This window comes from Spongisporangium articulatum (assembly GCF_044465595.1).
In the GTDB taxonomy this organism is placed as follows: Bacteria; Actinomycetota; Actinomycetes; order Actinomycetales; family Kineosporiaceae; genus Spongisporangium; species Spongisporangium articulatum.
Genome location: NZ_JBITLV010000002.1, coordinates 180,114 through 203,664 on the forward strand (window position 1 = coordinate 180,114; position 23,551 = coordinate 203,664).

Annotated in this window: 18 protein-coding genes and 1 riboswitch; of the genes, 13 read left to right on the forward strand and 5 right to left on the reverse strand. The window is 73.9% G+C overall.

Annotated features, from left to right (window positions below):
* Positions 1-104 precede the first annotated feature (104 nt).
* From ACIB24_RS07055 to cobA, 10 genes are all read left to right on the forward strand, one after another.
* Positions 105-647 carry a single-stranded DNA-binding protein gene (locus tag ACIB24_RS07055; protein ID WP_398277282.1) on the forward strand — a complete coding sequence of 181 codons (543 nt, stop codon included), beginning with the start codon at positions 105-107 and terminating at the stop codon, positions 645-647.
* 44 nt (positions 648-691) lie between these two features.
* Positions 692-1,738 (forward strand): cobalamin biosynthesis protein, encoded by a 1,047-nt coding sequence (locus tag ACIB24_RS07060; protein ID WP_398277285.1) that lies wholly within the window; start codon positions 692-694, stop codon positions 1,736-1,738.
* Entirely contained in the window at positions 1,723-3,234 is a 1,512-nt protein-coding gene (locus ACIB24_RS07065; RefSeq protein ID WP_398277288.1) for a cobyric acid synthase, read from the forward strand. The genes ACIB24_RS07060 and ACIB24_RS07065 overlap by 16 nt, the downstream gene beginning before the upstream one ends.
* Entirely contained in the window at positions 3,234-4,901 is a 1,668-nt protein-coding gene (locus ACIB24_RS07070) for an Eco57I restriction-modification methylase domain-containing protein (protein ID WP_398277291.1), read from the forward strand. The genes ACIB24_RS07065 and ACIB24_RS07070 overlap by 1 nt, the downstream gene beginning before the upstream one ends.
* Positions 4,902-5,008: 107 nt before the next feature.
* Positions 5,009-5,070: riboswitch (cobalamin riboswitch) on the forward strand.
* Positions 5,071-5,194: 124 nt separating this feature from the next.
* Positions 5,195-7,144 (forward strand): magnesium chelatase subunit D family protein, encoded by a 1,950-nt coding sequence (locus tag ACIB24_RS07075; protein WP_398278751.1) that lies wholly within the window; start codon positions 5,195-5,197, stop codon positions 7,142-7,144.
* Positions 7,144-7,758: a cob(I)yrinic acid a,c-diamide adenosyltransferase gene (gene cobO, locus ACIB24_RS07080; protein WP_398277294.1), complete on the forward strand. Its 615-nt coding sequence runs from the start codon at positions 7,144-7,146 to the stop codon at positions 7,756-7,758. Before ACIB24_RS07075 ends, cobO begins: the two co-directional genes overlap by 1 nt.
* On the forward strand, positions 7,752-9,194 hold the full coding sequence (locus ACIB24_RS07085) for a cobyrinate a,c-diamide synthase (RefSeq protein WP_398277297.1): 1,443 nt from the start codon (positions 7,752-7,754) through the stop codon (positions 9,192-9,194). The genes cobO and ACIB24_RS07085 overlap by 7 nt, the downstream gene beginning before the upstream one ends.
* On the forward strand, positions 9,191-10,618 hold the full coding sequence (cobC, locus tag ACIB24_RS07090) for an Rv2231c family pyridoxal phosphate-dependent protein CobC (protein WP_398277300.1): 1,428 nt from the start codon (positions 9,191-9,193) through the stop codon (positions 10,616-10,618). The genes ACIB24_RS07085 and cobC overlap by 4 nt, the downstream gene beginning before the upstream one ends.
* On the forward strand, positions 10,615-11,733 hold the full coding sequence (gene cobT, locus ACIB24_RS07095) for a nicotinate-nucleotide--dimethylbenzimidazole phosphoribosyltransferase (RefSeq protein WP_398277303.1): 1,119 nt from the start codon (positions 10,615-10,617) through the stop codon (positions 11,731-11,733). Before cobC ends, cobT begins: the two co-directional genes overlap by 4 nt.
* A 35-nt stretch (positions 11,734-11,768) precedes the next feature.
* On the forward strand, positions 11,769-13,031 hold the full coding sequence (cobA, locus tag ACIB24_RS07100; protein WP_398277306.1) for a uroporphyrinogen-III C-methyltransferase: 1,263 nt from the start codon (positions 11,769-11,771) through the stop codon (positions 13,029-13,031).
* Between the two features lie 62 nt (positions 13,032-13,093).
* Here cobA and ACIB24_RS07105 read toward each other — a convergent pair whose 3' ends face one another.
* Positions 13,094-13,558 carry a hypothetical protein gene (locus tag ACIB24_RS07105; protein WP_398277309.1) on the reverse strand — a complete coding sequence of 155 codons (465 nt, stop codon included), beginning with the start codon at positions 13,556-13,558 and terminating at the stop codon, positions 13,094-13,096.
* A 179-nt stretch (positions 13,559-13,737) separates the two neighbouring features.
* Here ACIB24_RS07105 and ACIB24_RS07110 point away from each other — a divergent pair, with 179 nt between their 5' ends.
* Positions 13,738-15,759 (forward strand): ArnT family glycosyltransferase, encoded by a 2,022-nt coding sequence (locus tag ACIB24_RS07110; RefSeq protein WP_398277312.1) that lies wholly within the window; start codon positions 13,738-13,740, stop codon positions 15,757-15,759.
* Here ACIB24_RS07110 and ACIB24_RS07115 read toward each other — a convergent pair whose 3' ends face one another.
* The 3 genes from ACIB24_RS07115 to ACIB24_RS07125 form a co-directional block, all read right to left on the reverse strand.
* On the reverse strand, positions 15,760-16,662 hold the full coding sequence (locus ACIB24_RS07115; protein WP_398277315.1) for a universal stress protein: 903 nt from the start codon (positions 16,660-16,662) through the stop codon (positions 15,760-15,762).
* Positions 16,663-16,674: 12 nt separating this feature from the next.
* Positions 16,675-18,132 (reverse strand): amino acid permease, encoded by a 1,458-nt coding sequence (locus tag ACIB24_RS07120; RefSeq protein ID WP_398277318.1) that lies wholly within the window; start codon positions 18,130-18,132, stop codon positions 16,675-16,677.
* Between the two features lie 79 nt (positions 18,133-18,211).
* Complete coding sequence (locus ACIB24_RS07125; protein WP_398277321.1) at positions 18,212-18,838, reverse strand: TIGR03086 family metal-binding protein; 627 nt, start codon at positions 18,836-18,838, stop codon at positions 18,212-18,214.
* 76 nt (positions 18,839-18,914) lie between these two features.
* On the opposite strand from ACIB24_RS07125, the gene ACIB24_RS07130 reads away from it, so the two are divergent.
* A complete protein-coding gene (locus ACIB24_RS07130) occupies positions 18,915-19,340 on the forward strand; it encodes an SRPBCC family protein (protein ID WP_398277324.1) in 426 nt (141 codons plus the stop codon).
* Positions 19,340-19,783, forward strand: a complete 444-nt coding sequence (locus ACIB24_RS07135; RefSeq protein ID WP_398277327.1) for a MarR family winged helix-turn-helix transcriptional regulator — start codon at positions 19,340-19,342, stop codon at positions 19,781-19,783. Before ACIB24_RS07130 ends, ACIB24_RS07135 begins: the two co-directional genes overlap by 1 nt.
* Here ACIB24_RS07135 and cobN read toward each other — a convergent pair.
* Positions 19,780-23,427 carry a cobaltochelatase subunit CobN gene (gene cobN / locus ACIB24_RS07140; protein ID WP_398277329.1) on the reverse strand — a complete coding sequence of 1,216 codons (3,648 nt, stop codon included), beginning with the start codon at positions 23,425-23,427 and terminating at the stop codon, positions 19,780-19,782. The genes ACIB24_RS07135 and cobN overlap by 4 nt on opposite strands.
* Between the last annotated feature and the right edge of the window lie 124 nt (positions 23,428-23,551).

The window sequence follows — 23,551 nt, forward strand, 5'->3', positions numbered from 1 at the left end:
CAACCCCGGCGCTGAACGCGGCGGGCGTCATCGTCGGCGCTCATGCTGGTTCACGTCCCGGTTCTCGCCGGGTCTTCGAGAATCGACTGGGGAGTGGGATTTTCATGCATGACGTGCGAGTCACGGTCCGGGGCAACATCACCAACGACCTGACGATCCGGCAACTGGACGAGAACCGGCAGGTGGCGAACTTCGGCATCGCCTGCAACGTGCGCCGGTGGGACGGGCCGACCCGGCGCTTCGTCGACCAGCAGACGCTTTACTACCGGGTCAGCTGCTGGGGGCGCCTGGCCGACAACGCGGCGGCCAGCTTCGCCAAGGGCGAGCCGGTCCTGGTGCACGGCAAGGTCAAGCAGGAGTCGTGGGAGAAGGACGGCCAGCGGTTCGAGGCCACCACGATCGTCGCGGAGTACATCGGGCACGACCTGAACTGGGGCACCTCGTCCTTCCGCAAGATCGCCCGGGCCGTCCCGGTCGAGGCGCCGGAGGACGCGATGGACCGGGAGATCGCCGAGCAGGCGGCCCGGGAGCGTGAGCAGGCCGGTCTCGTCGTCGACGAGCTGACGGGTGAGGTGCTGCCCGCGGACCTGCCCGACGAACTGCCCGACGACGCCTGGGCGCAGGTGAGCGAGACGGTCCCGGCCTGAGCCGGACTCGGGATCGCGATGGCAGGCCTGCCAGGATGGCGCAGGTGAGCGTGCGGGACGAGCGGCGGCGAGCGGGTCGGGTGACCGGCCGGCTCGCCGTCCCCGGCCGGCTCGAACGGCCGGAACGGTCCGGGGCGGCCCGGGCGGCGGGCATCCTGCTGGGGGCGGCCGCCGACGCGGTGTTCGCCGACCCGCGCCGTGGGCACCCGGTCGCCGGGTTCGGCGCCTACGCGCTGGCCCTGGAGAACCGGCTCTACGCGCCGTCCCGGCCGCGGGGAGCCTTGTTCGCCGCCCTGGCCGTCGCGGCTCCCGTCGCGGGGGCCGCGGTGGCCGAGCGGGCGGCCCGGGGGCGACCCCTGCTGCAGCTCGGCGTCACGGCGGTCGCGACCTGGGCCTGCCTCGGCGGCACCAGCCTGGCCCGGGAGGGGGCGCTGATGGAGCGAGCCCTGGCCGCCGGCGACCTGGCGGCGGCTCGCGAGCGGCTCTCGCACCTGTGCGCCCGTGACCCGTCGGGCCTGCAGGCGCCCGAGCTGGCCCGCGCCACGGTGGAGTCCTTGGCCGAGAACTCGTCCGACGCGACAGTCGCCCCGCTCGTGTGGGCCGCCGTCGCCGGAGCGCCCGGGGTCGTGGCCTACCGCGTGGTGAACACGTTGGACGCGATGGTCGGGTACCGCTCGCGCCGCTACGAGCAGTTCGGCTGGGCCTCGGCCCGGCTGGACGACGCCGCGAACCTGGTCCCGGCCCGGCTGACCGCCGGCCTCACCGTGGCGCTCGCCCCGTTGGTCGGCGGATCGCGGGGCGCCACCTGGGCGACGCTGCGCCGGGACGGGGCGCACCACCCGAGCCCCAACGCGGGGCCCGTGGAGGCGGCGGCGGCCGGGGCGCTCGGCGTCCGGTTGGGCGGGGCGAACGTGTACGCGGGGGAGCAGGAGCAGCGACCGGTGCTCGGCGGGGACGGCCGGTCGCCGCAGGTCGCGGACATCCCACGCGCCGTGCGGCTGGGGCGCGCCGTGAGCCTGTCGGCGGTCGCAGTGGCGGCCGCGACCGCGCTCGCCCTGGGACGGAGGAGGCGGTCGTGCGGGGTGCGCTGATGGTCGCCGGGACGACCTCCGACGCGGGCAAGAGCGTCCTGGTCGCGGGCCTGTGCCGGTGGCTGGCCCGGCAGGGCGTGAGCGTCGCGCCCTTCAAGGCGCAGAACATGTCGCTCAACTCGTACGTCACGTCCGACGGCGGCGAGATCGGCCGGGCCCAGGCCATGCAGGCCCGGGCCGCCGGGATCGAACCGGAGACGGCGATGAACCCGGTGCTGCTGAAACCGGGTACCGACCGAACCAGCCAGGTCGTGGTGCGCGGCAAACCGTTCGCCGATGCCGGCGCCCTCGACTACGGCGACCTCACCCCGCAGCTGCTGCCGGTCGTGCTCGACTCGCTGGCCGAGCTGCGGGCGCGGTTCGACGTGGTGATCTGCGAGGGGGCGGGCAGCCCCGCCGAGATCAACCTCCGGCACCGCGACATCACGAACCTGGGGCTGGCGCGCCCGGCGAACCTGCCGGTCGTGGTCGTCGGCGACATCGACCGCGGTGGGGTGTTCGCGGCCCTGCACGGTACGGTCGCCCTGCTGGCCCCCGAGGACCAGCGCCTGATCAGCGGTTTCGTGGTGAACAAGTTCCGCGGCGACCCGGCCCTGCTCGAACCGGGGCTGCGGATGATCGGCGAGATCACGGGCCGGCCCGTGCTCGGCACGCTGCCCTACCTGACCGGGATGTGGCTCGACGTCGAGGACTCGCTCGACCTGGAGCACGACCGGGGTGAGCTGCGCCCACCGCTCGGGTCGGACGTCCTGCAGGTCGCCGTGCCCCGGCTGCCGCGGCTGTCGAACGTCACCGACATCGACGCGCTGGCCGCCGAACCCGGAGTGGTGGTGCGGTTCGTGCACCACGGGGCCGAACTGGCCGGGGCCGACCTCGTCCTCCTGCCCGGCACGCGCGCCACCGCCCACGACCTGGCCTGGCTGCGGGCCCGCGGTTTCGACGCGGCGGTCCTCGCCCACGCCGCGGCCGGGAAGCCGGTGCTCGGCATCTGCGGCGGCCACCAGATGCTCGGACGCACGGTCGTCGACGACGTCGAGGGCAAGGTCGGTGAGTTCCCCGGCCTCGGGTTGCTGCCGACCCGCACGCGGTTCGGGGCCGAGAAGGTGCTGGCCCGGCCGGTGGGAGAGGGGTACGGGCAGCGGGTCGAGGGGTACGAGATCCACCACGGGGTGGTCACTCTCGACGAGTCCGCCCCGGGCGCCGCGGCCGCCGAACCGTTCCTCGACGGCTGGCGCCTCGGGTCCGTGTGGGGCACCACGTGGCACGGCTGCCTGGAGAACGACGGGTTCCGTCGGGCGTTCCTGCGCGAGGTGGCGGCGGTCGCGGGTAAACCCGGGTTCGAACCGGCCCCCGACACGTCGTTCGCGGCGCTGCGCGAGGCCCGCCTCGACAGCCTGGCCGACGCCGTCGCCGAGCATCTCGACACGGCCGCGGTGGAGAAGCTGATCGTCGACGGCCCCACCCCGGGCCTGCCGGTCCTGCCCGGGCGCGGCTGATGACCGTCGCGGGGGAGGTCGAGCGGCAGGTCAAACGGCAGGTCAAACGGCAGGTCAAACGGCAGGTCAAACGGCACGGGAAGCACTACACGCCGCCCGCCTTGGCGAACTTTCTCGCGGGGCGGCTGCTGGCTCAGGTGGAGGGGCCCCGGCTGCGCGTGCTCGACCCGGCCTGCGGGGACGGCGAACTGCTGCTGGCCCTGGCCCGCACGGCCGGTGGTTCGGGCCCACCGCTGGAACTCGTCGGCTACGACCTCGACCCGGCCGCGCTGGAACTGGCCCGCCGGCGGGCGGCCGCGGACGGCGTCCCGGTCGACCTGCACCTGGGTGACTTCCTCGACCTGGCCCGCGACCTCGAACCCGGTTCGTTCGACGCGGTGATCAGCAACCCGCCCTACGTCCGCACCCAGCAGCTCGGGCGAGAGGCGGCGCAGGTGCTGGCGTCCCGGTTCGGGTTGAGCGGGCGGATCGACCTGACCCACCCCTTCGTGACTCTGATGCCCGCGCTCCTGCGCCACGGCGGGGCGCTGGCCCTGCTCTGCTCGAACCGGTTCCTGAGTACCCGGTCCGGGGCGAACGTCCGGGCCGTGCTGGAGGCGGACCTGCCGGTCGCCGAGCTCTACGACCTGGGTGACACCCGGCTGTTCGCCGCCTCCGTCCTGCCCGCCGTCGTCATCGCCCGCAAGGGAGCCCGCCCACCGGAACCGACCTTCGTCACCGCCTACGCCGACCCGACCGCCACGCCCACCACGGAGCGGTCCCTGTACGAGGCGCTCGCGACCGGCGACGCGACGGTGGCGCAGGAGGGCCGGGCGGTCGTCGTCCGGCACGGCGTCCTGGCCGTGCAGGGCCCCGGTGCGCCGTGGCGGCAGTCCCGTCCCGGCGAGGACGCCTGGCTGGAACGGCTGGGCGCCGCGACGTGGAAGACCTTCGGCGAGGTGGCCAGGATCCGGGTCGGCATCAAGACCACCGCCGACCCGGTCTTCATCGCCGACGACTGGTCCGGCCCCGACGCTCCCGAGCGGGCCCTGCTGCGCCCCCTGATCACCCACGAGGACGTCACGCCGTGGCGGGTCTCCACCGACCTGCCCCGCCGCGTGCTCTACCCGTACGACCTGAGCGCACCCACCCGGCGTCCCGTCGACCTGGCCGCCTACCCGCGCGCGGCCGCCTATCTGGAGTCGCACGCCGACCGGTTACGCGCCCGCCGGTACGTCACCGCCGCCGGCCGGGAGTGGTTCGAGCTGTGGGTGCCGCACCGCCCGGCGGGTTGGGCCGCACCCAAGATCGTCTTCCCGGACATCTCCGTCGAGCCGCGGTTCGCCCTCGACACCTCGGGGGCAGTCGTGAACGGCGACTGCTACTGGATCTCGACCGACGACCTCGCCCCCGGGCCGGACGGCGAGAACCTGGCCTACCTGATGCTCGCGGTCGCCAACTCCCGGCTGGCGGTCCGGTTCTACGACGGGGTGTGCGGCAACCGGCTCTACGCGGGGCGCCGCCGCTGGATGACCCAGTACGTCGCCCGGTTCCCGCTGCCCGACCCGGCGCGCCCGGCGTCCCGCGCCCTGACCGACGCCGTCCGGGACCGGCTCGCCCAGGGCGGGCTCCCGTCGTCCCCGGCCCTGGAGCCCCTGGTCGAAGCGGCCTTCGAACTCAGGGCGTGACACCCGGCTCCGCGCGTCACGCCCAGGCCTGAGGAGACGGCCGCCACGCGGCGCCCGGCCCGGACGCCCGGGTGGGTGTGGCAGGATCGCGAGCGACGAGCGTGGAGGAACCCGGCGTGAATCCGGGGCGGTCCCGCCACTGTGACCGGGGAGACCCGGGAGCCAGACAGTCCGCCTCGTCCGCCGCGCCCGCCGGGCCGGCGACTCGGCCGGTGGGCGTGGAGACCCCCGACGACGAAGGAGCGCGTGTGCCCCCCGCAACGCAGGCCTACCCGCTGTCGGCGGTGGTCGGCATGGACGACCTCGTCCTGTCCCTGCTGCTGACCAGCGTCGCGCCCGAGATCGGCGGGGTGCTGGTCCGGGGCGAGAAGGGCACCGCCAAGTCGACCGCCGTCCGGGCGCTGGCCGCGATCCTGCCCGCCGTGGCCGTGGTGCCCGGCTGCCGGTTCTCGTGCGACCCGGCCCGCCCCGACCCGAACTGTCCCGACGGCCCCCACGAGGCGCACGGGGTCGGGACGCAGCGCGACGCCCGCCTGGTCGAACTGCCCGTCGGAGCCACCGAGGACCGGCTGCTCGGCGCCCTCGACCTCGAACGTGCGCTGGCCGAGGGCGTGCGCGCCTACGAACCCGGGCTGCTGGCCGCCGCCCACCGGGGCGTCCTGTACGTCGACGAGGTCAACCTGCTGCACGACCACCTGGTCGACGTCCTGCTCGACGCCGCCGCCATGGGCCGCGCCCACGTCGAGCGCGAGTCGGTGTCGGTCACCCACGCCTCCCGGTTCGTGCTGGTCGGCACGATGAACCCCGAGGAGGGCGAGCTGCGCCCGCAGCTGCTCGACCGGTTCGGGTTGACCGTCGAGGTGAGGGCCAGCCGGGATCCCGATGAGCGGGCCGAGGTCGTGCGCCGCCGCCTGGCCTTCGACGACGACCCGGCCAAGTTCGCCGCGGCCTGGCAGCAGGCCGAGACCGACCTGGCCGAGCGCATCGTGACCGCCCGCGCGCTGCTGCCCGCCGTCGTCCTGCCCGACGCGGTGCTCCGCCAGATCAGCGGTGTGTGTGCGGCTTTCGAGGTGGACGGGATGCGCGCCGACCTGGTGGTGGCCCGGGCCGCGCGGGCCCACGCCGCGTGGGCGGGGCGCACGGTGGTGACCGAGGACGACGTCCGCGTCGCCGCCCGTTTCGCCCTCCCGCACCGCCGGCGCCGGGACCCGTTCGACGCGCCCGGGATGGACGACGAACGTCTCGAGCAGGCGCTGGAGGACTCGCGACCGGAGGACGAGCCGGAACCCGAGCCGGACGGCGAGGGCCCGCCCGAGGGCGGCGGCACGCCGCAGCCGCAGGACCGGGGAACGTCCGAGTCGCCCGACGACGCGGACGTTCCGCAGCCGGCTCCCGCCCCGGGTTCGGGCGGTACGAGCCAGGCCCGGGCGGGGGCCACGTTCCGGGTGAAGGCGCTGAAGGTGCCGGGTCTCGGGCAGGGCGCGTCCGGACGACGGTCGCGGGCGCTGACCTCGACCGGCCGGACCGTCGGGGCCCGGTCGTCCGGACCTCGGGGAGCGCTGCACCTGCCGGCCACCGTCGCCGCCGCGGCACCGCACCAGAAGGCCCGGGGCCGAAGCGGTCCCGGGTTGCAGCTGCGGTCCGGTGACCTGCGCACCGCGGTCCGCGAGGGCCGGGAGGGCAACCTGGTGCTGTTCTGCGTCGACGCCTCCGGGTCGATGGCGGCCCGGCAGCGGATGGCCGCGGTCAAGGGGGCCGTGATGAGTCTGCTGCTCGACGCCTACCAGCGTCGCGACCGGGTCGGTCTGGTGACGTTCCGCGGGGCGGAGGCCGAGCTCGCGCTGCACCCGACGGGCGCGGTCGAGGCGGCCCGGCACCGGCTCGACGGGTTGCGCACCGGGGGCCGGACGCCGCTGTACGCGGGCCTGCGCGAGGCGCACCGGATCATCGGCATCGAGCGGTTGCGCGACGCCCGGCGCCGCCCGCTGCTGGTCGTGGTCACGGACGGGCGGCACACGTCCGGCGCGGCGCCGTGGCCCGTCGCCGCGCGACTGGCCGCCGAGGGAGTGCGCAGCGTGGTCGTCGACTGCGAGGCGGGCGTCGTCCGGCTCGGGATGGCGGCCGAGCTGGCCGGGCACCTGAACGGCGAGCTGGTCCGGCTCGATGAGCTGCGCGCCGAGGGACTGGCCGGGATCGTCCGGGAGAGAACCGGTTCCGGGCGCCGCGAAGGGCGGGTGGCCTGATGCCGCAGGGACAGCCGCTCGTCGTCCCCCAGGACGGGCTCACCACCCGGCAGCGCCGCAACCGGCCGCTCGTCGTCGTCCACACGGGCGCGATGAAGGGCAAGTCGACCGCCGCGTTCGGGCTCGCCCTGCGGGGTTGGGCGCAGGGCTGGGACATCGGCGTCTTCCAGTTCGTGAAGTCGGCCAAGTGGAAGGTGGGGGAGGAGAACGCCTTCCGCGCGCTGGGCCGGGTGCACGACGAGACCGGCGAGGGCGGCCCGGTCGAGTGGCACAAGATGGGCGAGGGCTGGTCGTGGAGCCGTAAGCAGGGTTCCGACGACGACCACGCGGCCGCCGCGGCCGAGGGCTGGCTGGAGATCAAGCGCCGCCTCGAGACCGAACGGCACGACGTCTACGTGCTCGACGAGTTCACCTACCCGATGAAGTGGGGTTGGGTCGACGTCGACGACGTCGTGAAGACGCTCGTCGAACGCCCCGGCCACCAGCACGTGATCATCACCGGGCGCGACGCCGACCTGCGGCTGATCGAGGCCGCCGACCTGGTGATGGAGACCGGCAAGATCAAGCACCCGATGGACGCAGGGCAAAAGGGTCAGCGAGGCATCGAGTGGTAGCGCGGCTCGTCGTCGCGGCGCCGGCCAGCGGCCACGGGAAGACCAGTGTCGCAACGGGTCTGCTCGCCGCGTTCGCCGCCCGGGGTTTGACCGTCAGCCCGCACAAGATCGGCCCCGACTACATCGACCCCGGCTACCACGCACTGGCCGCCGGGCGCCCGGGCCGGACGCTCGACCCGTGGCTGGTCGGTGAGGAGCGCATCGTCGGGCTGTTCCGGCACGGCGCCGCGACCCCGGTGCCCGCCGACCTCGCCGTCGTCGAGGGGGTGATGGGCCTGCACGACGGGGCGGCCGGGCGCGGCGAGTTCTCCTCCACCGCGCACGTCGCCCGCCTGCTCGACGCGCCCGTCCTGCTGGTCGTCGACTGCACCGCGATGGGCCGCTCGGCCGCGGCGATCGTCGCCGGGCTGGCCGGTTTCGACCCGCGGGTGCGGGTGGGCGGGGTGGTGTTGAACCGGGTGGGCTCGGACCGGCACGAGATGATCCTCCGGGAGGCGTTGGCGGAGATCGGGATCCCCGTCCTCGGGGCGCTGCGCCGGCACGACGAACTGGCCACCCCGTCGCGACATCTCGGTCTGGTCCCGGTCGCCGAGCGGGCCGCCGAGGCGGTGCGGACGGTGCGGGCGCTGGGCGAGGTGGTCGCCGAGGCCGTCGACCTGGATGCCGTCCTGGCCCTGGCCCGGTCGGCGCCCGAGCTGAGCGAACCGGCCTGGTCGCCGTCGGAAGCCGTGCGGTATGCCCCGCCAGTGGGGGTGAATTTCCCGGAACCCGGCCCGGATCACCCCCACAAGCAGGGCACACGGCCGGTGGTCGCGGTGGCGGGGGGTGCCGCGTTCACCTTCTCCTATGCCGAGACCGCGGAGCTGCTCACGGCGGCGGGGGCGGAGGTCGTCACCGTCGACCCGCTGCACGACGAGACCTTGCCGCCGGGCACCGCCGGACTGGTGATCGGCGGCGGGTTCCCTGAGGTCTACGCCGAGCAGCTGTCCTCCAATGCCGCTCTGCGGCGTGCGGTCTCGCAGCTGGCCGCCTCGGGGGCGCCGGTCGCGGCCGAGTGCGCCGGGCTGCTCTACCTGGCCCGGGAGCTCGACGGCCGCCCGATGTGCGGGGTGCTCGACGTCGAGGCCACCATGACCCGCCGGCTGACCCTCGGGTACCGCGAGGCCACCGCCGTCGGCGGCTCGGCCCTGCTGCCGGCGGGAGCCGTGGTGCGGGGGCACGAGTTCCACCGGACGACGACCAGCCCGGGGGCCGGGGTCGGCTCGGCGGCCGCCTGGCGCTGGTCGGGCCCCGACGGCCGCGAACGGACGGAGGGGTTCGTCACGGGCAACGTGCATGCCTCGTACCTGCACCTGCACTGGGCCGGGAACCCGCAGATCGCGGTCTCTTTCGTGGCCGCCGCCCGGGCTGCGGCGCTGAGCGGGACCCGACCGTGACCGAGCGCCTGGTCGTGGGGGTCGGGCTGCGGCCCTCGGCCACCCCGGAGGCGTTGCGGAAGGCCGTCGAGACCGGGTTGCGGATCGCCCGCGTCCGGGCCGGCGACGACGCCGTCGTCACCACGCTCGCGACCCTGGATGTCCGGGTCGAGCACGACGCGGTGGTCGAGGTGGTGGCGCTGCTGCAGGTCGACGTGCGCGGGTTCGCCCCGGAACTGCTGGCCGCGCAACCCGTCTCGCAACGCAGCCCGCAGGCCGAGGAGGCGTTGGGGACGCCGGCCGTCGCCGAGGCCGCGGTGCTCGCCCTGGGGGGCGACGTCGTGGTGCCCAAGACCGTCGGGGACGGGGTGACCGTCGCGGTCGGCCGCCTCCCCGACCTGCACCACCACGGTGACGTCGAGGCCCGGGCGGCGGCGAACCTCGTCGACCTGGCCGTGAACGTGCGGCCCGGCGGACCGCCCGAGTGGCTGCGGGACCGGATCGTCACGTCGCTGGCCGACCTGGGCACCTATCCCGATCCGGCGCACGCCGTCGCGGCCGTCGCCGAACGGCACGGGCGCCGCCTCGACGAGGTGCTGCTGACCGCCGGCGGGGCGGAGGCCTTCACCCTGGTCGCCCGCGCGCTCGACCCGGCGCTGGCCGCCGTCGTCCATCCGCAGTTCACCGAACCCGAGGCCGCACTGCGGGCCGCGAACCGGCCCGTGACCCGCGTCCCGCTCACTCCGCCGTACACGTTCGACCCGGCCCTCGTCCCCGAGTCGGCCGACCTGGTCATGATCGGCAACCCGACCAACCCGACCTCCGTGCTGCATCCGCGCGACGCGATCGCCGAGTTGGCCCGCCCCGGAAGGGTTCTCGTCGTCGACGAGGCGTTCATGGACGCCGTGCCGGGCGAGCCGGAGACGCTCACCGGTGAGCGGTTGCCCGGCCTCGTCGTCGTCCGGAGCCTGACCAAGACCTGGGCGCTGGCCGGGCTGCGTGTCGGCTACGTGGTGGGGGACCCGGCGGTTCTCGCCAAACTGGCGGCCGCCCAACCCATGTGGTCGGTCAGCGGCCCCGCCCTGGCCGCCGCCGCGGCGACCGCCGGGGAACGCGCCGTCGCCGAGGCCCAGCGCCGGGCCGTGGACCTCGAGGCTCAACGCGAGTATCTGATCGAGCGGCTGGCCCGGATCGACGGGCTGGCCGTCGTCCCCGGGTCACGTGCCCCGTTCGTGCTGCTGCGTGGCCCGATCGGCACCGGACCGCACGCCCTCTACGACGGCCTGCGCGCCCGCGGCTGGCTGGCCCGCCGCGGCGACACGTTCCCCGGGCTCGGCCACGGCTGGGTGCGGGTGGCCGTGCGCGACCGCGACACCACCGACCGGTTCACCCACGACCTCGCCACCCTGCTGCACCCGCCTGCCGACACCCCGGAGAGACCATGAGCACCCTGACCGAGACCCTCGTCGCCGTCCGCCCCGCCGACCCGGCCGCCACCCGGGCCGCCCTCGACCGGCAGGACCGCCTGACCAAGCCGCGCGGCGCCCTCGGGCAGCTGGAGGCCGTGTCCGTGCGGCTGGCCGGCCTGGCCGGGACCTGCCCGCCGCCGATGCCGGAGCCCGCCGCCGTGGCCGTGTTCGCTGCCGACCACGGCGTCCACGCCCAGGGCGTCTCGCCGTGGCCGCAGGAGGTCACCGGGCAGATGGTGGCCAACTTCCTGGCCGGGGGCGCCGCCATCAACGCCTTCGCCCGGCGGTCCGGTGCGGCGGTCGTCGTCGTGGACGCGGGCGTCGCCACGTCGCTGGACGGACTGGTCCCCGACGGAGCCGTGGCCGAGGATGCGACGCAGGTCGACGCCGACGCGCCGAAGCTGCTGGCTCGCAAGGTCCGGCCCGGCACGGGCGACCTCTCCACGGGCCCGGCCATGACCCGCGACGAGGCCGTCGCCGCGCTGGAACTCGGCATCGAGGTCGCGAACGGCCTGGTCGACGCCGGCTACCGGTGCCTGATCACCGGTGACATGGGGATCGCCAACACCACCGCCAGCGCCGCCCTGATCGCCGCCTTCACCGGTGCCTCCGCCGACGTCGTCACGGGCCGCGGCACGGGCATCGACGACGAGACGCTGAACCGCAAGGTCGCCGTCGTGCAGCGCGCGCTCGACCTGCACTCCGCAGTGGTGCAGGAGGGCGACGGGGTCGAGATCGTCGCCGCGCTGGGCGGTCTCGAGCACGCCGCGATCGCCGGGTTCGTGCTGGGCGCCGCGGCCCGCCGGGTGCCGGTGATCCTGGACGGCGTGATCGCCGGGTCCGCCGCGCTGGTCGCCCAGGCCCTGGCCCCCGCCGCCGTCGACGCCTGCGTGGCCGGCCACCGCTCCGCCGAGCCCGGTCACGCCGTCGCCCTGGCCGCGCTGGGCCTGACGCCCATGGTCGATCTCGAGCTGCGGCTCGGTGAGGGCACCGGGGCCGCGCTGGCCCTGCCGCTGGTGCAGGCCGCCGTCGCCGCGCTGGGCGAGATGGCCACCTTCGACTCGGCCGGGGTGGCCGACAAGGGCGAGTGAGGGCGGCTCCGCACGCACCTGGGAGAATCGCCGACGTGGACACCCCCTACCTGGCCGGTCTGGACCTGCGCGGACGCCGCGTCGTCGTGGTCGGCGGCGGGCGCGTCGCCCAGCGCCGCCTGCCGGTGCTGCTGGAGGCGGGGGCCCGGGTCGAGCTGGTGTCGCCGCAGGTCACCGCCGCTATCGAGGGAATGGCGGGGGCCGACGAGATCGTCTGGACGGCCCGCCCCTTCGCCCCCGGCGACCTGAGCGGCGCCTGGTACGCGATGGCCCTGACCGACGACGCCGCCGTGAACGCGCAGGTGGTCGAGGAGGCGAGCGCGGCCCGGATCTTCTGCGTGCGCGCGGACGACGCGGTGGCCGGCACCGCCGCGACCCCCGCCACCGGCGGGTGGAGCGGCCTGCGCCTGGCCGTGACCAGCGGGCGCCTGGCGCCCGGGGGAGCGGGACCCGCGGGCGGGCACGACCCGCTGCGGGCCGCGGCGGTGCGGGACGCCGTCCTCGAGTGGTTGCGGTCCGGTGCGGCCGACCGCCCCTCGGCTCGGGAGGCCCGGACGGCGGGACGCGAGCTCGGGTCGCTGCCGGGGGTCGCGCTGGTCGGCGGCGGCCCGGGCGACCCGGAGCTGATCACGGTGCGCGGTCGGCGGCTGCTGGCCCAGGCCGACGTCGTCGTCACGGACCGGCTGGCGCCGTTGGCCCTGCTCGACGAGCTCGACCCCGACGTCGAGATCGTCGACGCCACCAAGCTGCCGCGGGGCCGGTTCATGGCTCAGGAGGCGATCAACGCCTGCCTGGTGGAGAAGGCGCTCGAGGGGAAGTTCGTCGTCCGGCTGAAGGGCGGCGACCCCTATGTGTTCGGGCGGGGGTCCGAGGAGCTCGACGCCTGCGTGGCGGCGGGGGTGCCGGTGACCGTCGTCCCGGGGTTGAGCAGTTCGATCGCCGTGCCGGGGCTGGCGGGCATCCCGCTGACGCACCGCGGGGTGGCGCACGAGGCGGTGATCGTGTCGGGGCACTTGCCGCCCGGGCACGCGGAGTCGCTGGTCGACTGGGCTGCGCTCGGCCGGCTGCGCGGGACGGTCGTCGTGCTGATGGGGGTGCAGAACCTCGGCGCCATCGCGCAGGCCCTGGTGGACGGCGGGCGCGAGCCCGGCACCCCGGTCGCCGTGGTGCAGGACGGGTCGATGCCCGGGGAGCAGGTCACCCGCGGCACCCTGGCCACCATCGAGAAGGTCGCCGTCGAGTCGGGGGTGCGCGCCCCGGCGATCATCGTGGTGGGCGGGGTCGTCGCGCCCCGCTGACCACCGACGGGGCTGCCGGAGATCCCGGCAGCCCCGCGCCTCCGTCATCCCTCGCGCGGTGGTCAGAGGTTGGTGGTGGCGATGCACGCCCCGGACTTGGTGTGGACGATCAGCTGGGCCTTGTTCCACTTGGGCGTGTCCAGCAGGCCGGAGTCGCGCACCTTGTCGGCCACCTGGTAGTTCCGGAACGTCACCGGGACGCCGCCCCGCGGGGCCCAGCGCAGCCACGGGTCGACCGCGCCCGTCGCCGGGTTGATCAGACCGACCTCGACGCTGGTCGCCTTGTAGCCGCCCCCGGTGCCGCCCGCCGTCCAGTCCACCCCGCTGGTGTGCGCTCGTTCCTTCAGCGGGTAGCCGCCGCGGGTGTCGGTGAAGTTGTTCAGGTGCAGCGCCGCGGTCGCGGTCCGGTTGATCCGGCAGTTCAGCGAGATCAGCTTGCCGGTGGCGGCATCGGCGCTGGCCGGCACGGCCACCAGCGTGGACGCGACGACGGCCGCCGTCACGAAAACCTTCTTGAACCGGTTCATTTCGTTCTCCTTGATCGTCGATCAGCCCCCCTTGAGCTGACCCTGTAGACCTCGGGACGGGCGGGACAGGTTGCCCCGTTCGCGAAACTTCTCCAGAAACGCGGGCGGGCGCGACCGCTCACAGGACGTGTCCAGGGAAGCCACAGGCCCCGGCCACCTCGGCGTTCGACAGTCCTGGCATGACGACCACGGCCGACTCCGGACCCCTGATCAGGCAACGGTCACCGCATGCGGAGACCTTCGAGCTCGACCACGCCTCGGGCGGAGGCGCGGGACCCACGCGCCGCGGTCACCGCACCGACCCGCCGGGGCCTGCGCTGGGCGCCGACCCGCGCTGGGTGCGGCCCGGCCTCGTGCTGCTGCTGGCTGCGACGGCGCTGTTCTACATCTGGGACCTGTCCGCGTCCGGCTACGCCAACTCCTTCTATGCCGCGGCCGCCCAGGCGGGCTCGCAGAGCTGGAAGGCGTGGTTCTTCGGGGCCATCGACAGCTCGAACTTCATCACCGTGGACAAGCCACCGGCCTCGCTGTGGGTGATGGGCCTGTCGGGGCGGATCTTCGGGTTCAACTCCTGGAGCCTGCTGGTGCCGCAGGCGATCGAGGGTGTGCTGGCGGTGTGGTTGCTGTTCGCGACCGTGCGCCGCTGGTTCGGGAGCGCGGCCGGGCTGGCCGCGGGGGCGATGCTCGCGCTGACCCCGGCCGCGGTACTGATGTTCCGGTTCGACAACCCCGACGCCCTGCTCGTGCTGCTCATGGTCGCGGCCGCGTACTGCCTGACCCGGGCCCTGGAGACGGCGTCGACCCGGTGGATCGCGCTGGCGGGGCTGGCACTCGGGTTCGCGTTCCTCGCCAAGATGCTCCAGGGCTGGCTGGTGGTGCCGGCTTTCGCGCTCGCCTACCTGATCTGCGCGCCGGCCGGTCTGTGGAGGCGGTTGGGGCAGCTGGTCGTCGCGCTCGTGTCGATGGTGGTCGGGGCCGGCTGGTGGGTTGCGATCGTGCAGGTGTGGCCGGCGTCGTCGCGGCCCTACATCGGTGGTTCCGGGGACAACTCGGCGCTGGGCCTGGCGCTGGGCTACAACGGTCTGGGCCGGATCTTCGGCGGGGACGGCAACGGTGGGGGCGGCGGGATGGGCGGTGGCGCAGCCGGTTCGAGCTTCGGCGGGGCCACGGGGTTGAACCGGTTGTTCTCCTCCGAGATGGGCAACGAGATCTCCTGGCTGCTGCCGGCGGCGCTGATCGCGCTCGTCCTCGGGCTGGCCGCGACGGCCCGGCGCCCGCGCACCGACCGGACGCGGGCCGCGCTGATCATCTGGGGCGGCTGGCTTCTCGTCACCGCGGCGACCTTCAGTTACATGGAGGGCACGATCCACCCGTACTACACGGTCGCCCTGGCTCCCGCCGTCGCCGCGCTGGTGGCCATCGGCGGCAAGCTGATGTGGGACCACCGGGCCCAGTTCGCCGCCCGGGCCGGGCTTTCCGCGATGGTGATCGCGACGGCGACCTGGAGCTACGTGTTGCTGAACCGCAACCCCGACTGGTACCCCGCGCTGCGGTACGCGGTGCTGATGGCCGGACTGTCGATCGGTCTCGGCCTGCTGGCCGGCCCGGTGCTCGGGTTCGGACGACGGGCGCTCGCCGCGCTGCTGCTGGCGGGCGTTCTGGTCGGAGGTGTCGGCACAGCCTCCTACGCGGTCGCGACGGCCGGACAGCCGCACTCCGGTTCGATCCCGTCGGTCGGTCCGAGCAGTGCCCAGACCGGCGGCATGGGCGGCGGTTTCGGCGGTGGCGGGACCCGCGGCGGGTCGGGAGGCTCGAGCAGCACGAGTTCGGACGGGACGTCGTCCAGCAGCTCGAGCACCTACAGCTCGGTCTCGGAGGCGCTGCAGGCGACGAGCACCACGTGGTCGGCGGCGACCGTCGGCTCGAACAGTGCGGCCTCGCTGGAACTCGACAGCGGCACCGCGGTGATGGCGATCGGCGGGTTCAGCGGTACCGACGACGCCCCGACGCTGGCCCAGTTCGAGCAGTACGTGGCCGACGGCCGGATCACGTACTTCGTCGCCTCCGGCGGGATGGGCGGCGGAGGTGGGATGGGCGGTCAGGGCTCGGGTTCCGAGATCACCGCCTGGGTCGAGGCCAACTACACCGCCGTCACGATCGGTGGACAGACGGTCTACGACCTCACGCAGGCCCTGAGCTGATCACTCCGGTCGGGGCGTGACCAGCAGCGGCATGGTGGCTCGGCGGACGAGTCGGGAGGACAGTCCGCCGAGCAGCACCAGCCGCACCGGCCCGTAACCTCGTGACCCGACCACCATCAGGTCGGCCTCGGCCTCCGCGAGCCGGTCGACGACGTCGCCGACCAAGAGGCGGGTCGCGGGAGTGGTGCCGAGCTCGGGGGCCAGGCGTTGCGCGGCGGCCTCGAGCGCCGCGGTGAAACTCTCCCTGGCCGTCGCGGCGAAGGCGTTCTGGGCGTCCACGCCGACCAGCCAGGGCACAGTGCTGTTCTCCTCGGCGAGGGCCGTCAGCAGAGTGAGCTCGCCGCGGGCGCGTCGGGTCAGGTCGGCGGCGACCTCGGCGGCCAGCCGGCCCTCCTCGGTGTCCTGGTAGGCGACGGCGACCCGCAGGACGGGTGCGGGGGGCTGCCCGGCGTAACCCCGCGGCGCGACGGCCACCGGGGTCTCGGCGCCCGACAGCAGGCGGCTGGCGGTACTGCCGGCCAGCACCCGGCCACCCGCGTACCCCTCGGTCTCGGCGGAGCCGACCACGATCACCGAAGCGTCCAGCTCGCGGGCCAGCTCGGACAGGCCGCGGGCGGCCGACGGCGCCGGGACGAGCCGGAACTCGACCCCGTGCTCAGGGGACTGCGACCCCAGCCGCGCACGGGCGTCGTCCAGCGTGCGCTGCGACTCGGCCCGGCGGTCGGAGACCCACTCGGCGTCGACCCGGCCGATGCCGAGTTCGGCCGGGGCGGCATAGATCTTGGCCACCACGAGCGGCACCTGCAGGGTCGCGGCCAGGAGCCGGCCGAGCGCGAGCGCGTCGTGGCCGGAGGCGTCGGCGTGGTAGCCGACGACCACGGGGCCCGAGAGTTCGCTCGACATCGCCATCCCTCCTCAGCCGCGGGCGGACGGCTCGGTGCGCAGCCGTGAATGGGAGTAGCCGTAGAAGACGTAGATCGCCAGACCCACCACGAGCCAGACGACGAACCGCACCCAGGTGTCGAACGGCAGGTCCTTCATCAGGTACAACGCGAACAGGATGCCGAGGCCTGGGAACACCGGCGACAGCGGGACCCGGTAGGGGCGCGGCATGTCGGGCCGCGTCCGGCGCAGGACGATGACGCCGATGTTGACGAGGATGAAGGCGAACAGGGTGCCGATGTTGACCAGTTTCACGATCTCCCCGAGCGGGACGAGCGCGGCGAGAATCGCGATCAGAACACCCATGCCGATGGTCAGTCGGGCCGGAGTGCCATAGCGCGGGTGCACGGTCGCCAGCCCGCGGGGCAGCAGCCCGTCGCGGCACATGGCGAAGAAGATGCGGGTCTGGCCGTACATGATGACGAGCACCACGCTGGTGATGGCCACCAGGGCGCCGAAGGCGAGAATGCCCGCGGCCCAGGAGATCCCGGCGCCGTCGCGCAGGGCGGCGGCCAGCGGCGCGTCGCTGCCGCCCAGCGTCTGCGGGCTGGCGATGCCGATGGCGCCGGCCGCGACCAGCACGTAGAAGATGGTGCAGATCACCAGTGAGCCGATGATCGCCAGCGGCAGGTCGCGCTTGGGGTTGTTCGCCTCCTCGCTACCGGTCGAGACCGCGTCGAACCCGATGAACGCGAAGAAGATGACGGAGGCGGCCGTGGTGATGCCGTCGACGCCCTTCGGGCTGAAGTCGTCGAAGTGCGACGGGTTGAAGTTCAGGAAGGCGATCACGATGAAGAAGACGAGGATCAGCAGCTTGATGCCGACCATGATCAGGTTGGCGCGGGCGCTCTCCCGGGTGCCGCGTACGAGCAGGAACGTGATCACCGCGACGATGAAGACGGCGGGCAGGTTGAAGACGCCACCGTCGGAGGGGGACATGGAGATCGCGTCGGGAAGCTGCCATCCGAAGGCGGACTGGAGGAATTCGTTGACGTTGCCGCCCCAACCGACCGCGACCGCAGCCACGCTGACTCCGTACTCGAGGATGAGGTCCCAACCGATGATCCAGGCGACCAGTTCGCCCAGGGTCGCGTAGCTGTAGGTGTACGCACTGCCCGACACCGGTATGGACGAGGCGAGTTCGGCGTAGGACAACGCCGAGAAGACGCAGGCGACGGCGGCCAGCACGAACGAGATGACGACCGCGGGGCCGGCGGTCAGCGCGCCCTCGCCGATCACGACGAAGATGCCCGTGCCGATGATGGCGCCGACGCCGAAGGCCGTGAGCTGGCCGGCCCCGACGGACTTCTTCAGCCCCTCGCCCTCGTGTTCGGTCGAGGCGACGAGGTCGGCGACGTCCCGGACGGCGAAGATGCGGGAGCGGACGTCGCCCGTTCCGTTGGTTGACCCGCCGGTGGATGCAGTGCTCACGGGAACCTCCGATCGTCACATTTCGGACGATCGTAAGTCGGTGGGATTCGAAGCGCCCGCCGACATCATCGGGCCGCGCTCAGACGACCTGCGGCGCCCAGTCGGGGTCGCGCCCCGAGAAGCCGAGCAACCGGTCGAGCGCCGGCGCGTCCTCAGGCACCTCCACGACCGGCCCGAAATCCTTTCCCTCGCCGCGATACTCGTCGCTCAGCATGTTCGGGGCGAAGGCGAGGGAGGCCTCGCTCGCGGCCGCCGGCGGGTTCCACGGCCGGTTCGCGCCCCGCGCGAGGTCCCAGCCGTGCATCTGGTACTCCCACACCATCATTCCCAGCACGGCCGAACCGGGCAGCTCGGACGACAGTTTCACGGGGCCGTCCGCGTGCCCGGCCGCGACCGACGTACGGATGGAGTCGGCCGCCTCCCGCACCTTCGCGGCCGCCTCGGTCGGGTCCTCGGGCGCCCGGGTCTCCTTCGGGTCGACCCGCGGCTGCTCGCCGGACGGGTCGGCGAGGGCCTGGGCGAAGTAGGTGAGCCAGCCGACGATGTGGTTGCGCACGTCGCCGACCGACATGCCCGGGCACGGGGTGGGCTGGTCGTAGGCCTCCGGTGGCACGCTCGCGACCAGGTTCGACAGGTCGGCGAGCACGGGCTGGATCAGCTCGGCCGCGTCGGGGGTGGCTTCCTGGGTCTCCGGCTCCGTCGTCATGCCCCGTCACGCTAGTGCGGAGCCCTCGGCCCGCAAGCTTGACGGACAAGTAGTAAGCGCGCTTAGTATATCGGTCATGAAGCTGGTCACCGCGCAGATCGTCTCGTCCGCCCCGCCGTCCGCCTTCTTCGCGAAGTGGGCCGACATGGCCACCTGGCCCGAGTGGAACGCCGACACCGAGTGGGTCCGCCTCGACGGCCCGTTCGTCGAAGGGGCCACCGGGAAGCTGAAGCCGAAGGGTGGCCCCGTGGTGCCGTTCGTCGTGCAGAAGCTGGTCGCCGGGCGGGAGTTCGTCGACGTCTCGACGCTGCTCGGCGCCCGGCTGACGTTCGACCACCAGGTCGCGGTCGAGCCGCAGGGCACCGTCGTGACCGTCACGGTCACCCTGACGGGCCCTCTCGCGCGGGTCTGGAACCTGATCCTCGGCAAGGGCATCCGCACCACGGCCGACCGCGACCTCGCGGCGTTGGCCGAGGCGGCCGCGCAGGTGCCCGCGGCCTGATGGCGGGGCTGGACACCCGCCACTCCTCGGCGGAGGAGAGCCCGGGCCTCCTGCTCTGGCAGGTCACGAACCGGTGGCAGGCCGCTCAGCGCGCCGCGCTCAAGCCGTTCGGCCTGACGCACGTGCAGTTCGTGCTGCTCGCCTCGTTGACCTACCTGGAACCCGCGCTCGACGGGCCGGTCAGCCAGCGGCGCCTGGCCGACCATGCCGCGACCGACCCGATGATGACCTCACAGGTGCTGCGGGTGCTCGAGCAGCGGGGGCTCGTCGTCCGGCACCCCGACCCCGCCGACGCGCGGGCCCGGGCCCTCCGGGTCACGTCCGCCGGGGCGGAGCTCGCCAACCGGGCCGTGGTGGCCGTGGAGGCCTGCGACGTCGAGTTCTTCGGCCCGCTCGCCGGCGACCTCGCCGGTCTCCTCCGCCGGCTGCGAGACCTGGCCTAGTCCTCCAGGTCGCCTTCGGTCTCGAGGAACACCTGCTTCAGTGCGGCCAGCTGTTCCGGATCGGGTTCGGCCCACAGGCCGCGCTCGGCCGCCTCGAGCAACCGCTCGGTCATGCCGTGCAGCGCCCACGGGTTCGACTCGCTGAGGAACTTCTTCATCGCCTCGTCGAGCACGTAGGTCTCGGCGAGCTTGCCGTACATCCAGTCCGCCACCACCCCGGTCGTGGCGTCGTAACCGAACAGGTAGTCGACCGTGGCGGCCATCTCGAAGGCGCCCTTGTACCCGTGCCGCTGCATCGCGGCCAGCCAGCGCGGGTTGACCACGCGGGACCGGAAGACCCGCGAGACCTCCTCGTGCAGGCTGCGGGTGCGGACGGCGGTGGGCTGGGTCGAGTCGCCGATGTACGCCTTGGGCGCGCGGCCCGTGAGCGCACGGACCATCGTGACCATGCCGCCGTGGTACTGGAAGTAGTCGTCGGAGTCGGCGATGTCGTGCTCGGCGGAGTCGTAGTTCTTCGCGGCGACGTTGATCCGCTTGTAGCTGGCCTCCATGTCGGAACGCGCCTCACGTCCGTCGAGCCCACGCCCGTAGGCGTACCCGCCCCACACGGCGTACACCTCGGCCAGGTCGGCGTCGTCCCGCCAGGTCTTGGTGTCGATCAGCGGCAGGAGCCCCGCACCGTACGCGCCGGGCTTGGAGCCGAAGATCCTTGTGGTGGCCCGCCTCTCGTCACCGTGGGCGGCGAGGTCGGCCTGCACGTGCTCGCGTACGTAGTTGTCCGGCTCGTCCTGCGCGGCGGCCAGCTGTACGGCGTCGTCGAGCATGGTGACGACGTGCGGGAAGGCGTCCCGGAAGAAGCCGGAGATGCGCACGGTGACGTCCACCCGCGGGCGGCCGAGCTCCGCCCGGGGGATCGGCTCCAGCGACGTGATGCGCCGCGACGCGTCGTCCCACACCGGGCGCACGCCGAGCAGCGCGAGCACCTCGGCCACGTCGTCCCCGCTGGTCCGCATCGCGCTGGTGCCCCACACCGAAAGCCCGACCGAGCGGGGCCATTCGCCCTCGTCCGAGCGGTACCGCTCGAGCAACGAGTCGGCCATCGCGCGACCCGTCTCCCAGGCCAACCGGCTCGGCACGGCCCGCGGGTCGACCGAGTAGAAGTTGCGCCCGGTCGGCAGCACGTTGACCAACCCGCGCAGCGGCGACCCGGACGGCCCGGGCGCCACGAACCCGCCCTCCAGGGCGTGCAGGACGGCGGTCAGCTCGTCGGTCGTCGCGTCCAGCCGGGGCGCGACCTCGGTCGCCGCGAAGGTCAGCACGCGCCAGACCGCGTTCGCGTCGGCCTCGGCCGGCAAATCGGTGACCAGACCGTCCACGGCGTCGGGGTTCCACGCGGCGTCGGCCAGCGCCTGGACCAGTGAGCGGCCCAGGTCCTCCGCGGCGTCCACCTCGGCGGTGCCCTCCGCGTCGGCCGCCAACCCCAGCGCCTCGCGCAGGCCCGGCAGCGACTGCGCGCCGCCCCACAGCTGGCGTGCCCGCAGCATCGAGTTCACCAGGTTGACCTTCGTCGGCCCGGCCGGCGGGTCGCCGAGAATGTGCAGCCCGTCGCGGATCTGAGCGTCCTTGACCTGGCAGAGCCACCCGTCCAGGTGCAGGATCATGTCGTCGAACTCGGCCTCGTGCGGGCGCTCCGCCAGCCCCAGGTCGTGGTCCAGCTGGGCGGCCCGCATCAGCGTCCAGATCTGGCTCTGCACCGCGGGCGCCTTCGACGGGTCGAGGGCCTGGACGGCCGCGTACTCGTCGAGAAGCTGTTCCAGCCGGGCGATGTCGCCGTAGCTGTCGGCGCGCGCCATGGGCGGCACGAGGTGGTCGACGAGTGTCGCGTGGGCCCGGCGCTTGGCCTGCGTGCCCTCGCCCGGGTCGTTCACCAGGAACGGGTAGATCAGGGGCAGGTTGCCCAGCGCCACGTCGGGCGTGCACGTCGCCGACATCGCCATGTTCTTGCCCGGCGTCCACTCCAGGGTGCCGTGCTTGCCCAGGTGGACGACCGCGTCGGCGCCGAAACCGCCGTCCGCGACGGGCCGGTTCAGCCAGTGGTAGGCGGCCAGGTAGTGGTGCGAGGGCGGCATGTCCGGGTCGTGGTAGATCGCCACCGGGTTGTCGCCGAACCCGCGCGGGGGCTGCAGCAGCAGCACCAGGTTGCCCCGGGCGATCGCGGCCAGCACGAGGTCGCCGTCGGGGTCCCCGGAGCGTTCGGGCCCGGGCTCGGTGTCGAGGAACAGCGTGCCCGGTGCGTCCCCCCAGGCCGTCGTGACGTCGTCCCGGAACTCCTGCGGGAGGCCGGCGAACCACGACCGGTAGGCGGCGGCCGGCACCCGGATCGTGTTGGCCGACAGCTGCTCCTGCGTCAGCCAGTCGAGGTCCAGGCCGCCGGCGTCGATCAGCCCGTGCACCAGGGCGTCGCCGTCCATGGCCTCCAGACCCGGCAGCGCGTCGGGGCCCTCCAGGGGCCCGACGTCGTAGCCGGCGCCGTGCAGGGCCCGCAGCAGCCGCAACGCCGAGGCCGGGGTGTCCAGCCCCACCGCGTTGCCGATCCTGGCGTGCTTCGTGGGGTAGGCGGTCAGCACCAGCGCCACCCGCTTGTCGGCGTTCGGCAGGTGCCGCAGCCGGGCGTGCGCGATGGCGATACCCGCCGCCCGCCGGGCCCTCTCGGGGTCGGCGACGTACCGGGTGAGCCCGTCGGTGCCCAGCTCCTTGAACGAGAACGGGACCGTGATGATGCGCCCGTCGAACTCCGGGATCGCCACCTGGTTCGCCGCGTCCAACGGGGTCAGGCCGTCGGTGGACCCCAGCCACGTCTCGCGCGACGAGAGCGTCGAGATCGCCTGCAGGATCGGGACGTCCAGCGCGGCCAGGGCCCCGATGTCCCAGCTCGACTCGTCGCCGCCCGCCGTGGCGTTGGCCGGCCGGTTGCCCCCCGCGGCGAGCACGGTGACCAGCAGCGCGTCGGCCGTGCCGAGCAGGCCCAGCAGCTCGTCGTCCGCACCCCGCAGGCTGGCGCAGAAGATCGGCAGCGGCGTGCCGCCCTCCGTCTCGATCGCGGTGCACAGCGCCTCGACGAACGCGGTGTTCCCGGCGACCTGGTGGGCCCGGTAGTAGAGGACGGCGATCGTCGGCGCACCGGGTGCGGCCGGGGCCGCCTCCCGGGCCAGCACACCCCACGCCGGGGTGACCGCGGGCGGTTCGAAGCCGAACCCGGTCAGCAGCAGGGTGTCGCAGAGGAAGGCGTGCAGCTGGGTCAGGTTCTCGGCGCCGCCCTCGACCAGGTACCCGTGCGCCTGCGTGGCCACCCCGACGGGCACGCTCGACAGCTGCATCAGGTCGGCGTCCGGCAGCGCCTCGCCCGACAGGACGACGGTCGGCACCCCGGACGCCAGCACGGCGTCCAGCCCCGACTCCCACGCCCGGCGGCCGCCGAGCAGGCGCACCACGGCCAGGCTCACGCCGTCCAGCAGCGCGTCGAGGTCCTCGACCCGGTTCGGGTTCGCGAGCCGGTACGGGGCGCCCGAGGCCTGCGCGGAGAGCAGGTCGGTGTCGGACGTCGAGACGAGCAGGACGGTGGGGACGGTGTCGAGGTCGGGCACCCGGCCATGCTGTCATGCGCGACGGCGGGCCCGGCCGACCCGACCGGTGGTGGAGACCACGCCTCCAAGATCACGGAAAACCCGTCGTTCCGTCCGGTCTGCGCCAGAGGAACGACGGGTTTCC

Coding starts and splice junctions, on each gene's coding strand:
- ACIB24_RS07110 (WP_398277312.1), top strand. CDS start 13,738: ATGACGACCACGGCCGACTCCGGACCCCTGATCAGGCAACGGTCACCG.
- ACIB24_RS07055 (WP_398277282.1), top strand. CDS start 105: ATGCATGACGTGCGAGTCACGGTCCGGGGCAACATCACCAACGACCTG.
- ACIB24_RS07125 (WP_398277321.1), bottom strand. CDS start 18,838: ATGACGACGGAGCCGGAGACCCAGGAAGCCACCCCCGACGCGGCCGAG.
- cobO (WP_398277294.1), top strand. CDS start 7,144: ATGCCGCAGGGACAGCCGCTCGTCGTCCCCCAGGACGGGCTCACCACC.
- ACIB24_RS07070 (WP_398277291.1), top strand. CDS start 3,234: ATGACCGTCGCGGGGGAGGTCGAGCGGCAGGTCAAACGGCAGGTCAAA.
- ACIB24_RS07115 (WP_398277315.1), bottom strand. CDS start 16,662: ATGTCGAGCGAACTCTCGGGCCCCGTGGTCGTCGGCTACCACGCCGAC.
- ACIB24_RS07130 (WP_398277324.1), top strand. CDS start 18,915: ATGAAGCTGGTCACCGCGCAGATCGTCTCGTCCGCCCCGCCGTCCGCC.
- ACIB24_RS07075 (WP_398278751.1), top strand. CDS start 5,195: ATGGACGACCTCGTCCTGTCCCTGCTGCTGACCAGCGTCGCGCCCGAG.
- ACIB24_RS07135 (WP_398277327.1), top strand. CDS start 19,340: ATGGCGGGGCTGGACACCCGCCACTCCTCGGCGGAGGAGAGCCCGGGC.
- cobT (WP_398277303.1), top strand. CDS start 10,615: ATGAGCACCCTGACCGAGACCCTCGTCGCCGTCCGCCCCGCCGACCCG.
- ACIB24_RS07105 (WP_398277309.1), bottom strand. CDS start 13,558: ATGAACCGGTTCAAGAAGGTTTTCGTGACGGCGGCCGTCGTCGCGTCC.